Origin of the sequence: Enterococcus sp. 12C11_DIV0727, from assembly GCF_002148425.2 — a bacterium.
Lineage (GTDB): Bacteria > Bacillota > Bacilli > Lactobacillales > Enterococcaceae > Enterococcus_L > Enterococcus_L lemimoniae.
In genome coordinates, this window is the sequence record NZ_CP147248.1 from 1 (window position 1) to 20,095 (window position 20,095).

Sequence of the window (20,095 nt, forward strand, 5' to 3'; positions counted from 1 at the left end):
TTCTCAGTAACTGAAACTGAATGAATTGGTTTAACCTTTAAAATATCTAAAAAGAAGGTAAAAATTGGGATGCCCACGATTAAGCCCCAAACCCCAAATAAACGTTCACTGATCAGTAAGATAACAAAGGTATAAAAAATCGGTAAATCTGTTTTACTAGACATAAATTTTGGGTTTAATACATAAGATTCAAACAAATGCACGACAATGATCACCACTAAGATATAAATCACATCATTAATGCCGCCTTCAGAATACGCAATAAAGCTTAATGGAATACAGGAAATGATCACACCCGCAACTGGTATCAAGCTTAAAATAAAAATCATGATCGCTAAGCTTGGTAGCTGATGGAACCCGATTAAAGCTAAGCAAATCGTTGTGATACCAGTATTAACGACTGCGATAAAAAATTGTGCTTCCATAACAACACCAAATGTATTGACAAATTTATCTGCAAAGAAGTAAATATCTTGGAAAAACCAGTCAAAATCACTTTTTAAAAATAACTTAGAAAAATCTGCCATTTGTTTTTTCTCGATCATAAAAAAGAAACTTAGGATGAACGAAAGGACAAATGAAAGGCCAATCGATCCAATATCTTGAACATAACGCAAAAGAATACTAGCCCCATTTTGAATTTGAGACATTAAGTTTGATTTCTCTAGATAATTATCAATGACGACTAAAAGTTGATTATGATCATCTGTCGGAGTTTGATAAAAATGAATCACAGAATTATACATTTGAACTGATTGATGAATCAGAACCGGCACATATTTTGTAATGGCTAGATAGACTAAAAAAACAATCAAAGAATAGGTCGCCAAAACAAGAATGAGGGAGGGGATTTTTAAATAGCGCTGAACAAATTTCACGAAATGGAGCGCTAAAAACGTAAAAATAAACGTTAATAAAATCATCGTGATCATACTTCTAGCTAAAAATAAAATAAAAATAACAATCGCTAAAACAAAAAATCGTCTTAAACGATCGTTTTGAATAAATTTTTCATAAACCGACACAGACTTCACTCCTTATAAAGTTTTACTTTATTTCATATTAAGATAACTATAATGCTTTTTCACATTTTAAGATAGCAGTTTTATCGATAAACCTAAAAAAATAACTAGATATTAAAAAGTTTTTTTTTAGAAGCGGTTTTGTATATGTGTCTAAGTGTTATTTTTATTCTGTTTAATTTGTATTAAACGTAGTATTTTTATATTTTTCGGGAATTTATTATTATCTTATTTTGTTATTCTATTGATATTAGCTCTTCTTTTTGTTAAGTTTAAAATACAATAAGGGGGTTAAAAAGTGAAAAGGATAAAAAAAATAACTTTATGCATTGTTTTTGCATCATTATTATTCTTTACGGGATGTAGTAGTAAAGCAAATGAAGGAGATCTAGATAAAAAAATCTATGATCTAGAAACAAGTTTCAAAGAAACATATCAATTGTGGGTAGATATGAAGAATATGGGAGAAATCAAGAATAAAGAATATCCCAAAGATCTAAGAAAAGTAGCGACTGAGTTTAAAATTATTGGGGATAAAGCAAAATTAAGTAGCTATCAAAAACTTCTTAGTGAAGAAGATAAAATGATTTATGAAACCTATCGACAATTATCATCAGAAATCAAGGAATTGGCAAAAACAATTGAAAAATCGAAATTTGAACAAGCAAATACACAATATGAACTAATTTTAGAAAAAGAAGAAGGCGTGAAGGAGTAGGGGAATGAGTAGAAAAGGGTGGAAAAGAAAAAGCCTGACATTGTTTGTGACAGGTATACAACTATTAGGGTTATTTCCTTGGGGAGCACTTCAAAGTTTTGCACAAGAAAATGAACAAGCAGAAACGGTTGGTTCAAGTGAAGCAATCGCTCCACAAGAAAAAGTGAAAAAAGAAGATCTCGATCAGCAGACACAACAAAAACTTAAAAAAGCGGATGCGAGTACTGAGAAAGAAAACGAAACAACTGAAAAAACAGAGGATAAAACGGAAACAACGTTAGACGTTGCACCACAATTAAAATCAGCGTTTGAAGCAGACGAAAACAGTATGCTAACGTCAGTTAAAGACGATATGGCGAAAAAAGGGCTGACAGAACTGGTAGCCGATCGTTCAGAAACAACAAAAACGTTTATTCATCCTGAAACGGGTGAAGGGGAAACCGTTGTTTTTACAGAACCAATACATTTTGAAAAAGAGAAAGACAATTGGCAAGAATTTGAAGGTACGTTTCAAGCAGAAAAAGATACGTTTATTGCAAAAGAGCAGATTGAAGTTCAAGTACCAAAAGAAGTGACTGAAAAAGAAGTACCGACAGTCAAGGTTGGTGATGCAACAGTCGGAATCGGGTTATCAGACGATAAATATGAAGTGCAGTCAGTTAAAGACGACAAAGTTTTATTAGCTGCTGAAAATAATTTAGAGCCTGTAGAAATTTCATATCAGCCAACTGGAGTGAAAGTCAGTCAATATATTTCAGAAGAAACGGATCTGACCACCGTTAAATTTACGTTAAAGCTACCTGATACCCTGCAAGCAAAAGATGAAAAAGAGCAGGGGATTATTGGTCTTTATGATGGTGAAAAGCTTGTGAGTGCTGTTCCTACACCAACGATTGAAACAATAGCTGGCGATTTTATTTCAACTGCAGAGGCTGATTTTGACAGTAAAACGAATACCTTGACACTAAAAGCCCTTGACACAGAAAAACGTCAAAACATAAAAGCAGCACGTGTCAATGTCCAATTTGTCCAAGCGAAAATCGAGCAAGGGATTGAAGCAACTAGTATTCGTCAGTATGATGACAAAATGAATTATTGGTTCCAAGATTATATGTATATTGGCTATGATGATGGCTATAACGGAACATTAGGCGCAGCACATTTTGTTACCTATGGGTTAATCAAGATCCCTGATGCAGAATTGAAAAAAATTGGTAAAGGTAGAGAAATCGAATCAGCAAATCTTTCATTATTTAGAACAGGAGCACCAGGTTTTTGGGGAGATCGTGCAAAAGATGGCAGCGGAAAAGTAGTCAACCGTCATTTTGAAGTTCATGGCTTGACTAAAGATATCGGAGCCTTTTCTAAAGCTACGTATAAAGGGTTTAGTGATGCAAAATTCCCTTATGGACCACCTGCTAATGAATCTGGCAAAGAAACCATGATTGGTGGTATCGATCCAAATAACCGTAGAGTTAATTTTGACATCACTAATTTGGCCAACGACTGGATCAATGGCGGCAGTAATTTCGGGATGATCGTTAAAACCAATAAAGTAACGTCACATGAATTACCTTATTCCACTGCCGAAGTTTTTGCTGCACCTAAAGGTGGCGTAACGACGACATCTCCTTATTTGGTGATTAAGCATCGTGAACGTCCGCCAATCGATAAAAATATGCCGCTCAAAGATACCTCCTTGAAACTAAGACCCTTTGTCAGCTCCGATAATGATGGTTTAGTTCAGTTTCAAGCATTAGGGATGGATGGCATCGGTCGACCAGATGCTAAGATAAATTATCGTGTGATTGATACAAGTGATAAAAATAAAGTAACCTTTTCAGGAACAGATCCATCGATTGGGAGAGATTATATTTTTCCTAATTACCCAAAACTATTTGAACATGCGAATCGTTACTTAGAACTTTCCAGCAATTGGCAAACCAATACATTACTGACCAGTTCTTTGAAGGAAAATCATCTTTATAAAGTAGAAGCCACGATCACGCATGGGAAGGAAGAATCAAAACAAACCTACGATCAGTTCCAACTCTATAAGGTCACGAGCCAAGATACATTACCACGTCTCTTAAAATTTTATGGATTAGAAAAACAGCGGGCTACATTTATGCGGGATAATAACATGAAAGATGAGTTATTGACCCAAGGAAATACTGTTTTTATCCGAAATCCCAAAAAAAATCAAGGAAAAGCGTATCAATCACAGACACTTTCTAAAGCGGATAAAATTCGTTTAGATGCCTTGTCTGTTGGCCGAGGGAAACATTGTAAATACGGGTTTGAACCAATCAACATTGGTAGCGGGAATCTAATTTACGAAATGACAGATAGTGTTTGGTACGATTTTGAAGAAGAGCAACTTTTTGCCAGAACCTATAATTCTAAAGGCGGCGGTATGGATAGCCCAGTCGGCAGAAACTGGACACTAAATCAATACTTGACCCTAAACCAATTAGAAGACAAATCAATGATGCTCACAAAAGAAGATGGTGGTAAAATCTTTTTTGACCGTGGGAAAGATGGGCGTTATCAAGTATCAGACGATTCGCCTTATACATTGATGAAAAAAATCAAAGATGAAAAACGCAGCTTCGAATTAACGAATACAGAACAAAAGTTGACCTATCTATTTGATGCAACAGGGCAAATAAGAAAAATCACGAATGCCTACGGTCAAACTAAAGAATACAGCTACGAAGAAGAAACTGGATTTTTAAAAGCAATCAAACAATTTAACGGCGGCAAAGTTTTATTTGATTGGGATGGTAATGGGCACATAAAAAAAGCCACTTTCCCAGATCAGACAACGAACACCTTCGAATACGATGCAAAAGGAAACTTAACAAAAGTGACCGATGCGTTAGGGAAAAAAATAGCGTATACGTACAATGATAATCACTTTATGACCTCGTATTCTGATGACGAAGGAACATTACTTTATCAAAATAAATTTGATAAAGAAGGCCGTGTTATCGAACAAACGGATGCCAAAGACAATACTGTTACGATCACATATGATAAAAATAAAACGACGACGATCGATGGCAACGGAAATCAAGAAATCACCACCTATAATGACCATTTCCAACCAACAAAGATTGAGTACGCTGATGGTAAAAGTGAAACCAAGCGCTATAATGATCGCTACCAACTGATTGAGGAAATCGATCGAGCAGGGAATAAAACAACCTATGAAAACGATGCAAACGGGAATGTGACAAAAACAATCTTTCCAGATGGAAGTACAGAAGTCAGTTTGTATAATGCTCATAACCAATTGACAGAGCAAACCGATCGTTTAGGAAAGAAAACTAGTTATCACTATAACGAACAAGGGAAGTTATTACAAACCACACGTCCAGATGGAAAAACAATCACCTATTCTTATGATGGACAAGGAAAAGTGACGAGTAAGACCGATGCAAATGGAGCCGCTGAAAATTATACGTATCAGGCGGGGAATTTAACGTCGATTAGTGATGCTTATGGAGCAAAAACAGGGTATGAATATGATGCAAAAGGCTTAATCACCAAAGAATTTGATGCAGCTGGAAATGCTAAAACATTTAAACGAAATAAGCGTGGTGAACTGATTGAAGAAACTGATTTCAATGGGCATAAAAAGACCTATTCTTATAGTCCAGAAGGATACTTGCTTTCAGAAACAGATTTCAACGGAAATCAGACAAGTTTCACCTATGATAAATTAGGCAGAAAAACGGCTGAGACCAACCCCGCTGGTGGGAAAAAAACGTTTGAATATGATGCAAATGGAAATATAACAAAGGAAACAGATTATCTGGGGAATGCGAAAACATTTACTTATAATGAAGTAAACCAAGTAATCGAAGAAAAAACGGCTACAGGCTCCATTACGCGTTATACCTTAAATGCCCTGGGGAATCCTCTAACTGAAACAGTTGATGACAAGAAAAAAACAACCTATGCTTACGATAAAAATCAAAATCTAATCAAAAAAGTTGATGCCTTAAAACAAGAAACAACCTATGAATATGACCAAAAAAATCAACGGATCAAAGAAACCTATCCAGATCAAACGACGATTCTTTATGAATATGATGAGTTGGGCAATGTGACAGCTAAAACGGATCGTAATGGACTGAAAACTACCTATTCTTACAATGAAAAAAGTCAATTATTAAAGGAACTGTCAGGTGATCGTGAAACCAATTATGCCTATGATATACGAGGCAACAAGACATCTGAAACTGATCCTGAAACTAATCAGCGTTCTTTTGGATTCAATCCGCTAGGTTATCTTTCAGAGCAAACGGATGCTGCAGGGAATAAAACAGTCTATGAAACTGACAATCAAGGAAATGTGACGAAAATTACAGATCCAGATAATAACGTGTTAACCTACACGTATGATGGAGAAAGAAACGTCTTGTCACAAACCGATGCACTAGGAAATAAAAAATTATTTACCTATAATTCATTGAATCAGCTAGCTACAACCGTTGAAGCAACGGGGGATATTACCCAATATCATTATGATGCCAACAGTAATTTAGTTGAAAAAATCGATGCATTAGGGAATAAGACAACCTATAGTTATACAAAAGAGAATCAGCTACAAGCAGCAACAGATCCATTGGGACAACTAAAGCAGCTCTCTTATGATCTTAGTGGGAATTTAGTTTCATTTGAAGATGCCATCGGCCGAAAAACAACGTATTCTTATGATTTGCTAAATCAATTAACAAAAGAAGTAACGCCAGGAAAAGTCACAATCAAGTATAGCTATGATGTTCTTGGTCAGCGTATTAAGCAATCTGACAGTAATGGTAAAAGTGAAAGCTACACCTATGATAAAAATGGTCAGATGCTTACAGCAACAGATGAACAAAAACGAAAAATTTCCTATGAATACAATCTTTTTGGTGAAAAAATTGCCGAAACGGATGCTGCAGGAAATAAAACAAGCTATGCATACAATAAGTTAGGGCAGCAAACGACAATCACTCATCCACAGGAAACAAATCAAACGCTAACCTACGATCAATTAGGACATGTTTTGGAAGAAGTGATGCCAAACGGCGGGAAATATGCCTACAGCTATGATAAACGTGGAAATTTGATCAAAGAAACGAATCCACTAGGCGAAATACAAAGCTATGCCTATAACAAAAACGGTCAGCTGATTCAATCAGCAACGGCTAAAAATGAGGTCACAACTTATAGCTATGACAAAAATAATCGCTTGGTTGAAACCAAAGATCCTTTAGGCAATAGTCAAAAAATCAAGTATGATGCTAATGGGAATGTTATAACGGAAATAGACGCTGAAGGAAATCAAACAGCCTATGCCTATGATGGCAATAATCAGCTGATTCAAACCATCAATGCTAAAAAATTCGAACAAACAGTTAGTTATGATCCAGTTGGACGAAAAATTGCTGAAACAGATTTCAATGGCAATAAAACAAGTTACGAGTATAATGTCAATGACCAACTATTGAAAAAAACAGAACCAAATAAACGCATCACAACCTATGAATATGATGCACATGGAAATCTTTCAAAAATCACGGATCCTAAAAAAGCTGTGACTGAAATGACCTATACTGCCGATGGTCAATTGGCATCTGAAACGAATGCTAAAGGCTATAAACGATCATATGAGTACGATTCGTATCGCAATTTACTTGCAGTAAAAGACAACGTCAGAAAAGAACCACTTGAACAATATAGCTACAATAATTACCAGCAACGCGTATCAGAAACGAATGCAGCAGGTAAACAAACGACTTACGACTACAATAAATTTGGACAACTAACGAAACTAACCTATCCAAATCAAACCAATGTCTCATATAGTTATGACCTACTAGATCGAGTATCTGAACTAACGGATATACGCGGCAACAAAACCAAGACAGAATATGATGCCAACGGACAAGTGACCCGCTTTATCGCACCTGGTGAACAAGTTTCAACCTATGAATATGACAGTAATGGAAATGTAACCAAAGAACAGGATCCAATGGCGTTTACTTCTAGTTACACGTACGATAAATTAAATCAAGTAGCAGAAGAAACCGATGAACTTGGACACAAAACAACGTATGCTTATGATCCATTACAACAAGTCGAAAAAATCACAGATCCTAGAAACCATCAACAGACAATGGAATATGATGGAAACGGAAATTTAGTGAAAGAAACAGATGCAAAAGGCCAAGAAAAACACTTTGGCTATGATGCAAATGATCAACTGACTAGCGTGAAAAATCGATTAGGAAAAACAACCAATTATACCTACGATCTTCAAAGTAATTTGACTAGTGTCAAAGATGCACTTGGCAATCAGACTACGTTCAACTATTCGCCAACGGGTGAGTTGGATAGTGTTCTTTCAGCGAATGGCAAAAAAGAAAGCTATGAGTACACATTAGATGGACAACTAGCGCAAACAACGACACCAAAAGAAGAGACGATTCAATACAAGTACGATGAAATGAATCAGCTTGTCGAAAAAGTCACCAAAAATGCTAACTTCACGTATACTTATACGGATGAAGAAAAAATGGCAAGTGCAGCCTATGAAACAACGGAGCCAACTGTAGAAATCGGCAATGAAGCTCTGAAACAAGCTGTCCCAACTAAAGGCGAAGTTGCATTTGAATACAATCAATATGGAGATGTAACAAAAGCAACGGATGAATTAGGTGAAAACTTAACATACGGCTATGATGCTTTAGGACGCAAGACTAGCGTAACCTACCCAAGTGAACGAAAAATCACGTATGAATATGACAAGAAAAACCAACTAACCGTTGTAGCAGATGGTGATCAAAAAACGGTATACGAACACGACGGAGCAGGTCAAATCAAAAAAATCAGTTACCCAAATGGTACAATCACACACTATGACTATTTAGCCACAGGCGAAATCAGCTCAGCTGAAACCTTAGAAGCAAATGGAAAATCATTGGCAAAAATGACCTACGCGTACGATGAAAATGACAATCTCCAAAAAGAAACGATTCATTACCCGAAATTAACCCTTGAAAAAAACTATGAGTATGATGCCGAAGATCAATTGACGAAAGTCACTGAAATCGAGGGCAAGAAAAAGACCGAAATCGAATACTATTACGATGATGCTGGTAATCGAATCACTTATTCAGAAAAGGTCAATGACAAAGAGAAAACCTTCTATGAGTATAAAGTCAATAACATGAATCAAGTGACTGAAATTACGAGTGAAAAAGGCGCTAAATTTGAGTATGATGCCAATGGCAATGTCGCCAAAAAAATCGCCATGACCGGTGAAGTAACGACCTATCTTTATGATGTAGAAGATCGTTTGATCCAAGAAACAAGTAGTTATGGTGTTTATACCCTTTACGGCTACGATGCACTAGGTAATCGTGTGATCAAAGGTACGGCAACCGAACATGGGCGTCGAATTAAAACCGATCTAAAAGCTTGGATGAAACAAACCGATTGTACCGCCCAATTAGCTTTAAATAACCAAGATGTCACCTTACATGAAATCTTAACAGCTGTAGCAAAACAACCAATCATGGCGGATCGCTTACGCTGTTTACCAAAAGATCGTCCGTGGCGCAAAGACCATGATAAACCAAGAAAAACCGTTGAAACGGAGAAGCTGAAAAAAGAACTGGATAAAAACCATTCAATCAAAATCGTTACGTCATTGAATGAATACAATCAAGAACACACGAGTCCAGCAAAACTAACCCAAGAAACCTATGATAAAAGAATTAAAACCACCCAAAGACAAGAATTTACCTTTGGGGAAGAAACGGATATTTTAGGAGACCAAGAAGATCAATACCATCGTGATGGTTATAGCAGTATCGGGACGATCACGAATCGACAAAGCGGTGAATTAATCACCAATACCTTGTATAATGAATATGGGGAAGCCGCCTTGCGTTTAGAAAACGAATACGGATACCGCAGTGAATACCATGATCAGTCGAATCGGATCCATTTACGTGCAAGAGAATACAGCACCACAATAGGACGTTTCTTACAAGAAGATAGTTGGTATGGAAAAATGGAACAACCCCAGAGTCAAAATCGCTATATTTACGTAGAAAACAATCCACAAAAATACCGTGACCGTAGTGGAAATGCCGGTTGGTGGTCTAAAGCATGGAATAATGTGAAGAAAACGGTCAGAAATGTTTGGAATGGCGTGAAGAGAGTCGTCAACACTGTATGGAATGCGATTGTCCCACCTGCTTATCGTTCACCAAGTTCTTGGAGTGGGGTTGCCTCAGGGATTAACTATATAGGAAACTATGTGGCAAGATCGTATACTCCACGGCGCAATTACGTAGGTGTCAATTATATCCGGGGAAGAAATGGTCAACCTGTAGGGTATCAGACGTACAATCAAGCGTTGTATTATCAAAGTGCGGCGTATCGCTATCAAGTACAAGTTCAACGAGCGAAAGCAACGCGTATGATGGCAACTGTTCGAATCAAGAAAGCTTGTGATACGGCAGATAAAAAATGGACGGGTGCGAAAAATTCTACCAAGAGCTCAGGAATATGGGCATGGACTGGACTACCTACTTTAGCAAGTGGTGGAAGTGCATTGACAGGAAAAGCTGTTGCTAGTGTGGCAGGGAAATCTGCTCTAGCTTTAGGAAGCGGAGCATTAGGTGGTTTATTTGTAGGGTTAGTTGGAATAGGACTTAACACACGAGCGAAGGATTTACAGACCGATGACGGAATAGATGCTAGAAACTATGGGGTGAACAGACTACCTAAAGGCTGGACATCGAATGATTATAATGTAAGTGGTCAACGAGGATCATTGGTTGTTGATAATTTAGGTCGTAGAAGGATTAGCGTTGATCGGACCAGTGGAAAAACGACTTATTATAGTGCGACTGGGGAAACTTTAGGTGAAAACGAGAGTGATGGTTTAGGAACTTTGTCAGATGGAAAGGCTATTCCTAAACCAAAAGAAAATCATAATGTAAAAACTAATGGCAGAGTTGGTGATTTACCAGTTAATGGTGAGCCTAATTCAAGTTCTGATTTGTATGATAAATCAGGAGATCTTTTACAAAGGAGATTTTATGACAAAAATGGTCAGGCTGAACTAGATATAGATTTTAAACATAGTGATGGACATAATAACCACACATTCCCGCATGAGCATAATTGGGATTGGAGTGGTAAAAAGCCAAGTAGAAAGTAGGTCAGATAATTTATGGATTACAAATTGATTAATAATGAGGATGATATACGAACATTTATGGAAAGTTTTTATTATTTCCATGATAGTTGTCTTAAAGAACTAAAATATGTAAGTGGCGGATATTTGAATCCTGATGGAAGTATGCATCCCATAAACTCAGTTAGAAGCACGAATATGATTTTTCAAAGTCAAAGAGCAGAGTATTCCACAATTGAGATTCAGTTTAATTATATTAATAAACTAAATCTAGAACCAAGAGATGAAACTTACGATAGTATTATTTATGATGCTTCTTTAAAGAAAATAGAAGATTTGTTTTATTGGAGTGACTGGGGAGGTTTTTCTTTACAAGACGTAAAAAAAATGAACGGAACGTGGATATCGGCTAAGGAAGTAAAGTGGCGTCCAATTGACCATAAACTTGGAGAGAGTATGTATTATTCATAAGCCACAAGTTGGATAATAGCTAATAAAGTGGACAGAAAATAAGGACTTCGCAACGCAATTACGTTGGGGTCAATTATACCCGAGGAAGAAATGGACAACCTGTAGGCTATCAGACATACAATCAAGCGTTATACTATCAAAGTGCGGCTTATCGCTATCAAGTACAAGTTCAACGTGCGCAAGCAACGCGTGCCATGGCAACTGTTCGAATCAAGAAAGCTTGTGATACGGCAGATAAGAAATGGGCGGGTGCGAAAAATTCTACCAAGAGCTCAGGAATATGGGCATGGACTGGACTACCTATTTTAGCAAGTGGCGGAAGTGCATTGACAGGAAAAGCTGCTGCTAGTGTAGCAGGGAAATCTGCACTAGCTTTAGGAACTGGAGCATTAGCTGGTTTATTTGTAGGGTTAGTTGGAATAGGACTTAATACACGAGCGAAGGATTTACAGACCGATGATGGAATAGATGCTAGAAATTATGGGGTGAATAGACTACCAAAAGGTTGGTCATCAAATGATTATAATGTAAGTGGTCAACGAGGTTCATTAGTTGTTGATAATTTAGGTCGTAGACGGATTAGTATTGATCGAACCAATGGAAAAACAACTTATTATAGTGCGAATGGGGAAACTTTAGATAGTAATTCAGATAATGTACCAGACAAAGTACGAGATGTGTTAGATCACATCAAAAAAAATAAAGGAACGCCTCCAGATGGCTATAAAGGCGGTAGGGAATATAAGAACAACCCTCAACCTGGAAAACAAAAATTACCAGATGGAAAATATAAAGAGTATGATGTTGATCCTAAAGTAAAAGGGCAAGATAGAAATGCAGAAAGACTTGTAGTTGATGAAGAGGGGAATGCTTGGTATACAGATGATCATTATGACACATTTAAGAAAGTAAAATAAAAAGTATAAATCTGAAGGGACAGACAATGAAATGGAAAAATGGTCAGAATTAATATCTGCTTTGAAATCAAAAGGAGTTGATTTTGAAATAGGAATGGATAATAAAGAGATTGAAAAAATAGAAAAGATATATAAGATTAGATTTCCTCTTGACTTAAAGAAATTTTATGGCTATGGATTACCAGTTTCATACAGTTTTGTTAATTGGAGAGATTTATCGAAAGAAAATATAGAGAAAAATAAACTCAGAATACAAGCGCCTATAAAAGGAATAAAAGAAAGTTTAAATGATGTTGATTGGGATGAAGTATACTGGGGGAAGGAACCAAAGGATGAAAAGGAAAGAAATAAAAAAATTTTGGACCATCTTAATCAGGCTCCGCGGTTAATCCCTATCTATTCTCATAGGTATATTTCAGAGTTAGAACTAACACCTAATCCAGTTATTTCTATAGTTGGATCTGATATTATTTACTATGGAGAAACATTATTTTCTTATCTACAGTATGAGTTCAAGTTGAAAGAAAAAAATATAGAGTACTATAAGAAAAAAAAGAATTTTATTCCTTTTTGGAGTGAAATTATGTAAAAAAAGTTCTTTTTTAAGAATTAAATTATTTAGCTGGGAAAATAATTAGCTAACATAAGTGTACACGGCTTATGTTAGCTATATACATATAGTAATCAAAAGAAATACCGTGACCGCAGCGGAAATGCTAGTTGGTGGTCTAAAGCATGGAACAATTTGAAGAAAACGGTCAGAAATGTTTGGAATGGTGTAAAGAGAGTCGTCAACACTTTCTGGAATGCGATTGTTCCACCAGCTTATCGTTCGCCAAGTTCTTGGAGTGGGGTTGCCTCAGGGATTAACTATATAGGAAGTTATGTGGCAAGATCGTATACTCCACGGCGCAATTACGTAGGTGTCAATTATATCCTGGGAAGAAATGGTCAACCTGTAGGGTATCAGACGTACAATCAAGCGTTGTATTATCAAAGTGCGGCGTATCGTTATCAAGTACAAGTTCAACGTGCGAAAGCAACGCGTATGATGGCAACTGTTCGAATCAAGAAAGCTTGTGATACGGCAGATAAGAGATGGACGGGTCAGAATAAAGGTCTGGTAGTAGGTATGGCATTTGTGATTCCAATACCAAGAGTACGTCCAGTCCCACCTATAACAATGATCCCTAAACCAGGCCTAGATATTGGAAACTTCTCATTTCCATCATTACCAAAAATCCCAAGTGCAAGAGACCTTGCGAATGGGATAGTAGGATGGTTTATTGGGAATTATATTCAGAAAATAGCGAAAGATGCTAATAAAAATACCTCAATAAAACCAGAAGCAAAATACAAAGGTAGTAAAAAGCATGGTGTGAACTGGAAAGAAGGACCTGCTACAGCTAAAAGCGAAGGAACACCTCAGGGACAGTGGAGTAATAAAGATTTGGATTATGCTTCTGAAATAGCAAAAAAATTAGGAGCAAGAGAGAGTGGGTACTTCGATTTACCGCCGGGTTCATCTTCAGTTGTTTATAAACCGGATGGGAGTACAGTTCCAGCTAAAAGGATATGGATAAGAAATAATGGAACAGGCACATTTCATGGATATCCATCAGAATAAGAAAGGAAAATTTTGTAATGTTTAGAATACAAGCAAGTAACCCAAAAATAAATAGTAATGGAGCAATGGAAATAGAAGATATTTCAGATTTGTCTGATTTAATAGAAAGTGCTTATATTTTGCATACTGAAGATATGATAATGTTTTGGAATTATATTCCAATAGTTGTTTCGTATAAATATAATTTAAGTGAACTGATAGATGATGTTTTAGAAATGCTATTTCAGCTTCGAACGAAAGAAGAAGGAACTCTGACTATTGAATGGCCTTCAAGTTCATTTCATGGTGTTTGGAATATGTCTTGGCAAAGTAATGATTGCTTAACAATTGATTCAGAGTGGACATCAGTTGTGGGAGGAACGAAAAAACTGTTAAATGATGATTCTAGAATAGAATTATCAAAAAAGGGTTTTGTCGCAGAATGGAAAAAAGTGTTGGAAAATATTATTAATGGTTTACGGGAGATAAATAAAAATAATCTTTTGAATTCTGCTATTCAAAAGATTGAAATAGAATATAAAAAAATTGAAAAGTATGGTGAATTATACCAAACTTAATCTAGTAATAAGTGCTATTTCTTATTGATTGTGAATTGAAAATAGAATTTAAAAATCCAGAGTAGCTTTATATTTTAGTTGCTCTGGATATATACATAGAGGTAGCCCCCCTGTAACAACGATACCTAAACAAGATCTAGATACTGGAAACTTCTCATTCCCATCATTACCAAAAGTTCTAAGTGCACAAGACCTTGCGAATGGGATAGTAGGCTGGTTTATTGGGGATTATATTCAGAAAGTGCAAGAAAAAAATATTGATGATATTGCTAGAGCGAATGATTGGGGTAGTCCTAAGACATTAGAGAGACATTTTGATGACCATGGTGTAGAAACAAATTCAAAAAATTTAGAAGATTATGCAAAAAAAGCGCGAGACTTATATAATAAAAGAGGTTCTATTAACAGTAAGACTGATAGTGATGGAATAACAAGAGTTTATGATGATACGACAGGTCTTTTTGGTGCATATAATAGAGATGGTAGTAGTAGAGCAATATTTAAACCAACAAAAGAAAAAGACTACTGGAATAGGCAACCAGGCAAATAACTTGAAAAGGAGTAGAGGTAGAAAATGTTTAAATGTTTAATTTGTGGCTTTAATAAACTGGAAATGGAACCATATGGAAAAGAATATCCTTCAGGTGAAGTTTGTTCTTGCTGTGGCTTTCAATTTGGTGAAGATGACGATAAAGGAATTTCTCATGAGGGGTGGAGAGAATCTTGGATAAAAAAAGGCTGTCCGTTTTGGTATATGCCTGATTTTCTAGAAAATTGGAATTTAGAAGAACAACTCAGAGGGATTGGAATTACACTCGAAAAGAACAATGAGATAAAAAATATATGTCCTGTTTGCGAGTTTGATGGATTAGATGAGCCAGCTTATAATATGCTGGGATATGGCTCATATGATATCTGCTCTTGTTGTGGCTTTCAGTTTGGATTAAATGATGATCCACAAAAAATAAAAGGGATAAAAAAATGGCGTGAGAATTGGATAATGGATGGTTTTGAATGGCACTATAAGCCAAATAAACCAGAGGATTGGTCACCATTTGAGCAGTTAAGCGCTTTAGTGAATCAGCAATACGAGAATCATCAGTAGAAAAGGTAATCAAAGTTGGAGTAAGCTAAGTATTTTTACAGCTTACTCCGACTATATACATAATTTATTCAGCATATTCTTAAATAGAGAATTAGGAACTGAATTAATGTTTGGAAGGGTACTATGCTATCTTCACCTCGTTCTTTAATTTCTTGAAGAGGAATTCAGTCAGGCGTTTACTACGTGAGAAATTATGGACTTAAGACCTATTATTTACAGTATCAATTATATCTGAGGTAGAAATGGACAACCCATAGGCTATCAGACCTACAGTCAGGCATTGTATTATCAAAGTGCGGCTTATCGCTACCAAGTACAAGTTCAACGTACACAAGCCACACATATACCAAGGTTTCTGTAGAATAGGAGACAATAGAAAAAATGGATGCAAAGAAGATTCAGCAAATTATAGATAGTAATCATTATCAGGATTCACGTATCTTAAAGCTAAATGCTAATTACATGTTTGATGAAGTGGAATTAGTTCACGAAGATACAAAAGAAGAGTCTGTCTTACTTTATTTTTCAGGCTGTTATAAAGTTCATTTTGATCATGATAATAATTATGATAAGTTAAAAAGCATGAAAGAAATGTCTACTTCTCAACATTTATATTTTATTCAAAATATAAAAATAGGGGAAATAATTGTAAACGGAAATCCATTTTATACATGTAAAATAGAAAGTTGGCCGTTAGACTTTGAGATTTGGTTCAAGGACATTTCAATATCTAAAATTAAAGCATCGGATTTAGTATAGCTGATTATTGCTTTAGAATTGGAGGGAAATACTTTGGATGTAAAAGAAATTCAGCAAACTATTGATAAGAGTGAGTACAAGGAGTCATATATTGTAAAATTAAATGGTAACTATATGTTTGATGAAGTTGAGCTAGCTTATCAAATTTCAAAAGAAGAGGCAATTTTGATTCATTTTTCAGGCTGTTATAAAGTTCATTTTAATCATGATTTTGATCAGAATAAGAGAAGTAATGTAAAAAACATGATTTCATCTCGAAAATATTTGTATGTTCTTAAATGGATAACACTGGGGGACATAATAGTGAATAAAAACTATTTTTATACTTGTCAAGTCGTGGGGAATTTATTGAATTTTGAAGTACAATTTAAAGAAATAAAAATTTCTAAAGTTAAAATAAGCGCTTTGTGATAGAAAATGATTTGTATTTACTGAAAGTAATCAAGACAGAATGAAATAATTTCGGAGTTGGGACAAGTTGTATTTATTTAACTTATCCCAACTAACTACATATTTTACAGAAATTAGCACATAAATAAGATGATTTATAACTAAATTATTACTTTGAACGAAAATGGATTAAAATTCTACATAGCTAGAATTTTATTTTATAAGATTAGTAGTAAGTCGAAATGAACAAATATAGGTCGGATAATATTTAATAAAGTAAATGGATAATGCGGTTGCTTGAGAATAAAGAGTAAAAAAACATCATAAGAAATATTAGTCCGGCGAAACTAACCCAAGAAACCTATGATAAGAAAGTCAAAACCACCCAAAGACAGGAATTTACTTTTGGGGAAGAAACGGATATCTTAGGAGACCAAGAAGATCAATACCATCGTGATGGTTATAGCAGTATTGGTACGATGACGAATCGACAAAGCGGTGAATTAATCACCAATACCTTGTATAATGAATATGGGGAAGCCGCCTTGCGTTTAGAAAACGAATACGGATACCGCAGTGAATACCATGATCAGTCGAATCGGATTCATTTACGTGCAAGAGAATACAGCACCACAACAGGACGTTTCCTACAAGAAGATACCTGGTATGGAAAAATGGAACAACCCCAGAGTCAAAATCGCTATATTTACGTAGAAAACAATCCGCAAAAATACCGTGACCGTAGTGGAAATGCTAGTTGGTGGTCTAAAGCATGGAATAATGTGAAGAAAACGGTCAGAAATGTTTGGAATGGCGTAAAGAGAGTTGTCAACACTGTCTGGAATGCGATTGTTCCACCAGCTTATCGTTCGCCAAGTTCTTGGAGTGGGGTAGCCTCAGGGATTAACTATATAGGGAACTATGTGGCAAGATCGTATACTCCACGGCGCAATTACGTAGGTGTTAATTATATCCGGGGAAGAAATGGTCAACCTGTAGGGTATCAGACGTACAATCAAGCGTTGTATTATCAAAGTGCGGCGTATCGTTATCAAGTACAAGTTCAACGTGCGAAAGCAACACGTGCCATGGCAACTGTTCGAATTAAGAAAGCTTGTGATACGGCAGATAAGAAGTGGGTGGGTAAGAATAAAGGGTTGGTTGTAGGAGCTGCATTTGTGATTCCGATACCAAGAGTACCAGTAATCCCACCTGTAACGATGATTCCTAAACCAGGTTTAGATATAGATAGTGGAAACTTCTCATTTCCGTCATTACCGAAAATCCCAAGTGCAAGAGACATTGCGAATGGGATAGTAGGATGGTTTATTGGGGATTATATTCAGAAAATAGAAAAAGATGAAAGTGATTTTAAAACCGAGAAACAATTAAAAGAACACTATAAGAAACATGTTGAAAAGCAAGGCGAGTTTGGTGATATTTCTCAAGATGAATACTTAGAAGGAGCAAGAGATCTAATTAAATCTAAAGGAAATAAAAAAGTTCACTCTAAAGTAAGGAAAAAGAATGGGGATACGCTTATTTATGATGAAACAACTAATGAGTTAGTCATAGTTGATAAAAATGGAAATATTAAAACTTATTTTAAACCAGAGAGAGGATTAGATTATTATAATGAACAATGAAAAATATATATGCCCAGTATGTGGATTTGAAGGACTAGAATTAGAAGCATATAATGATTTTGATGAACCATCATATGAAATATGCCCTTGTTGTGGCTTTCAATTTGGATTTGATGATGATAATGCAGAGCATGATAAAAATATAGAAATAGATCGATGGAGAAATAGGTGGATATCCGAAGGTTGTAATTGGTATTCTGAAGTATTTGAAAAACCAAAAGATTGGAATCCAAAAAAACAATTGGAAAAGTTAAAATTAGAAAAATAAAATTTGCCTTCTTGGTGTCCAGCAGAATTATTTGAAGTAGTAGATTATCAGGTTTATTTAGAGTGGTACTATTCTTATGAACCAAGCTCAGTTATCAGTGCGTTATGGAGATATAAAGAAATGGTGTTAACAGAGAATCATCATGATGATTTAATTGAAAGAACAGATGGCGCAATAGAAGTATTTTTTAAAAGGAAGAAGTAAATCGCAGATAAGAAGTGGGTAGATAAGAATAAAGGGTTGGTTGTAGGAGCTGCATTTGTGATTCCGATACCAAGAGTACCAGTAATCCCACCTGTAACGATGATTCCTAAACCAGGTTTAGATATAGATAGTGGAAACTTCTCATTTCCGTCATTACCGAAAATCCCAAGTGCACAAGACCTTGCGAATGGGATAGTAGGCTGGTTTATTGGGGATTATATTCAGAAGATAGCGGAAAATAGAGATTTAGATACTGGAAAATGGGCTAAAGGTTCATATAAAACTGAAAAAGATTCTTTACAAGATCATTTTGATAGACATGGGAAAGAAGTTGGGGCAGAGACTGTTGAAGAATATCTGAGAAAAGCAGAAGAATTTGCAAGAACAGCTAAGAAAGGTGTTCAAGGGAAAATAGTTAAAGGGGATACTCCAGGAGTTAAAAGGTATAGAAAAAATGGTAAGTATATAGATTTGGCACCAGATGGTTCCGTTATTTCTTTTGGAAAATAACGCTATATATTATTTGAGGGGTGACGTGCTATGAATGAAGAAACAAAAAAATATAGATTAACTGAAGAATATATACAGTATAAAGGGCGCATTTTATATAGAATCCAAGCAATTAAAAATTTTTCTGACGTAAACTGTGGGGAGTATGGTGGATTCGTAGAGTCCGAAGAAAATTTGAATCAATATGATAATAGTTGGGTATATGACGAAGCAAAAGTGTATGGTGATGCTAGGGTTGAGCATGCAGCGAATGTGAAAGAATCTGCAGTCGTTTTTGAGAATGCTATTATTTTCCAATATGCTGTAGTTAAAGGTAATGCAAAAATTTACGGCAATGCTTGGATACGTGAATCCGCACACATTTCTGGTCAGGCAAGAATTTGTGACGAAGCAAGAGTTGCTGGAACAGTTAAGGGGAACAGTGTTATAAGTGGGGACGTGACTATATATGGTAATGCATATATTAGAAGCAAAGGGAAAATCCACACGTCTAATGACTACGTTATAGTAGAGAATATGAATTTAGACAATCAAATACTGACTATCTATAAAGCTCGAAACAATGAAATTTATGTAACAAATCAAGAAGGTTATGAACAGAGTCTGGAAGCGTTCATGACAAATGAGAAGGATTGTGGTGTGGTTATTTATGAAGCGTTATTAATAAATGGATTTAATCTAAAATAAAAGTGA

16 protein-coding genes and 1 pseudogene are annotated in these 20,095 nt (G+C 35.7%); 16 read left to right on the forward strand and 1 reads right to left on the reverse strand.

What is annotated here, in order from left to right; translation table 11 throughout:
- Positions 1-14: 14 nt before the first annotated feature.
- A pseudogene (locus tag A5866_RS00005) lies at positions 15-1,025 on the reverse strand (AI-2E family transporter); the annotation flags it as partial.
- A 295-nt stretch (positions 1,026-1,320) separates the two neighbouring features.
- Between A5866_RS00005 and A5866_RS00010 the strand changes: the two are divergent.
- From A5866_RS00010 to A5866_RS00085, 16 genes are all read left to right on the forward strand, one after another.
- Positions 1,321-1,740, forward strand: a complete 420-nt coding sequence (locus tag A5866_RS00010) for a hypothetical protein (protein ID WP_339099710.1) — start codon at positions 1,321-1,323, stop codon at positions 1,738-1,740.
- 4 nt (positions 1,741-1,744) lie between these two features.
- Complete coding sequence (locus tag A5866_RS00015; protein ID WP_254907568.1) at positions 1,745-10,972, forward strand: RHS repeat-associated core domain-containing protein; 9,228 nt, start codon at positions 1,745-1,747, stop codon at positions 10,970-10,972.
- Positions 10,973-10,984: 12 nt separating this feature from the next.
- The gene (locus A5866_RS00020; RefSeq protein ID WP_086444740.1) at positions 10,985-11,419 is read left to right on the forward strand and encodes a hypothetical protein; all 435 of its coding nucleotides are present in this window, start codon (positions 10,985-10,987) and stop codon (positions 11,417-11,419) included.
- A gap of 194 nt (positions 11,420-11,613) precedes the next feature.
- Positions 11,614-12,336, forward strand: coding sequence for a ribonuclease domain-containing protein (locus A5866_RS00025; protein ID WP_086444735.1), 723 nt, complete (start codon positions 11,614-11,616; stop codon positions 12,334-12,336).
- A 31-nt stretch (positions 12,337-12,367) separates the two neighbouring features.
- Positions 12,368-12,925 carry a hypothetical protein gene (locus A5866_RS00030; protein ID WP_339099711.1) on the forward strand — a complete coding sequence of 186 codons (558 nt, stop codon included), beginning with the start codon at positions 12,368-12,370 and terminating at the stop codon, positions 12,923-12,925.
- Between the two features lie 156 nt (positions 12,926-13,081).
- A complete protein-coding gene (locus tag A5866_RS00035; protein WP_339099712.1) occupies positions 13,082-13,963 on the forward strand; it encodes a hypothetical protein in 882 nt (293 codons plus the stop codon).
- Positions 13,964-13,980: 17 nt separating this feature from the next.
- Positions 13,981-14,520 carry a hypothetical protein gene (locus tag A5866_RS00040; protein ID WP_086281251.1) on the forward strand — a complete coding sequence of 180 codons (540 nt, stop codon included), beginning with the start codon at positions 13,981-13,983 and terminating at the stop codon, positions 14,518-14,520.
- 241 nt (positions 14,521-14,761) lie between these two features.
- Positions 14,762-15,070, forward strand: a complete 309-nt coding sequence (locus A5866_RS00045; protein WP_086444730.1) for a hypothetical protein — start codon at positions 14,762-14,764, stop codon at positions 15,068-15,070.
- Between the two features lie 24 nt (positions 15,071-15,094).
- Positions 15,095-15,625, forward strand: coding sequence for a hypothetical protein (locus A5866_RS00050; RefSeq protein WP_254907565.1), 531 nt, complete (start codon positions 15,095-15,097; stop codon positions 15,623-15,625).
- A 381-nt stretch (positions 15,626-16,006) separates the two neighbouring features.
- A complete protein-coding gene (locus A5866_RS00055) occupies positions 16,007-16,384 on the forward strand; it encodes a hypothetical protein (protein ID WP_086444728.1) in 378 nt (125 codons plus the stop codon).
- A 33-nt stretch (positions 16,385-16,417) separates the two neighbouring features.
- Positions 16,418-16,795 carry a hypothetical protein gene (locus A5866_RS00060; protein WP_339099713.1) on the forward strand — a complete coding sequence of 126 codons (378 nt, stop codon included), beginning with the start codon at positions 16,418-16,420 and terminating at the stop codon, positions 16,793-16,795.
- Between the two features lie 458 nt (positions 16,796-17,253).
- Positions 17,254-18,420, forward strand: coding sequence for an RHS repeat-associated core domain-containing protein (locus A5866_RS00065; RefSeq protein ID WP_339099714.1), 1,167 nt, complete (start codon positions 17,254-17,256; stop codon positions 18,418-18,420).
- Complete coding sequence (locus A5866_RS00070; RefSeq protein WP_086444738.1) at positions 18,410-18,688, forward strand: hypothetical protein; 279 nt, start codon at positions 18,410-18,412, stop codon at positions 18,686-18,688. The genes A5866_RS00065 and A5866_RS00070 overlap by 11 nt, the downstream gene beginning before the upstream one ends.
- Before the next feature lie 3 nt (positions 18,689-18,691).
- Positions 18,692-18,892 carry a hypothetical protein gene (locus A5866_RS00075; RefSeq protein WP_254907567.1) on the forward strand — a complete coding sequence of 67 codons (201 nt, stop codon included), beginning with the start codon at positions 18,692-18,694 and terminating at the stop codon, positions 18,890-18,892.
- Between the two features lie 57 nt (positions 18,893-18,949).
- Positions 18,950-19,402 (forward strand): hypothetical protein, encoded by a 453-nt coding sequence (locus A5866_RS00080; protein ID WP_140335133.1) that lies wholly within the window; start codon positions 18,950-18,952, stop codon positions 19,400-19,402.
- Positions 19,403-19,432: 30 nt separating this feature from the next.
- On the forward strand, positions 19,433-20,089 hold the full coding sequence (locus tag A5866_RS00085) for a hypothetical protein (RefSeq protein ID WP_086444734.1): 657 nt from the start codon (positions 19,433-19,435) through the stop codon (positions 20,087-20,089).
- Positions 20,090-20,095 lie beyond the last annotated feature (6 nt).

Excerpts from the sequence above, each read along its gene's own strand:
- A5866_RS00055 (WP_086444728.1), top strand. The coding sequence starts at position 16,007 with ATGGATGCAAAGAAGATTCAGCAAATTATAGATAGTAATCATTATCAG.
- A5866_RS00030 (WP_339099711.1), top strand. The coding sequence starts at position 12,368 with ATGGAAAAATGGTCAGAATTAATATCTGCTTTGAAATCAAAAGGAGTT.
- A5866_RS00050 (WP_254907565.1), top strand. The coding sequence starts at position 15,095 with ATGTTTAAATGTTTAATTTGTGGCTTTAATAAACTGGAAATGGAACCA.
- A5866_RS00025 (WP_086444735.1), top strand. The coding sequence starts at position 11,614 with ATGGCAACTGTTCGAATCAAGAAAGCTTGTGATACGGCAGATAAGAAA.
- A5866_RS00070 (WP_086444738.1), top strand. The coding sequence starts at position 18,410 with ATGAACAATGAAAAATATATATGCCCAGTATGTGGATTTGAAGGACTA.
- A5866_RS00065 (WP_339099714.1), top strand. The coding sequence starts at position 17,254 with ATGACGAATCGACAAAGCGGTGAATTAATCACCAATACCTTGTATAAT.
- A5866_RS00020 (WP_086444740.1), top strand. The coding sequence starts at position 10,985 with ATGGATTACAAATTGATTAATAATGAGGATGATATACGAACATTTATG.
- A5866_RS00015 (WP_254907568.1), top strand. The coding sequence starts at position 1,745 with ATGAGTAGAAAAGGGTGGAAAAGAAAAAGCCTGACATTGTTTGTGACA.
- A5866_RS00085 (WP_086444734.1), top strand. The coding sequence starts at position 19,433 with ATGAATGAAGAAACAAAAAAATATAGATTAACTGAAGAATATATACAG.
- A5866_RS00040 (WP_086281251.1), top strand. The coding sequence starts at position 13,981 with ATGTTTAGAATACAAGCAAGTAACCCAAAAATAAATAGTAATGGAGCA.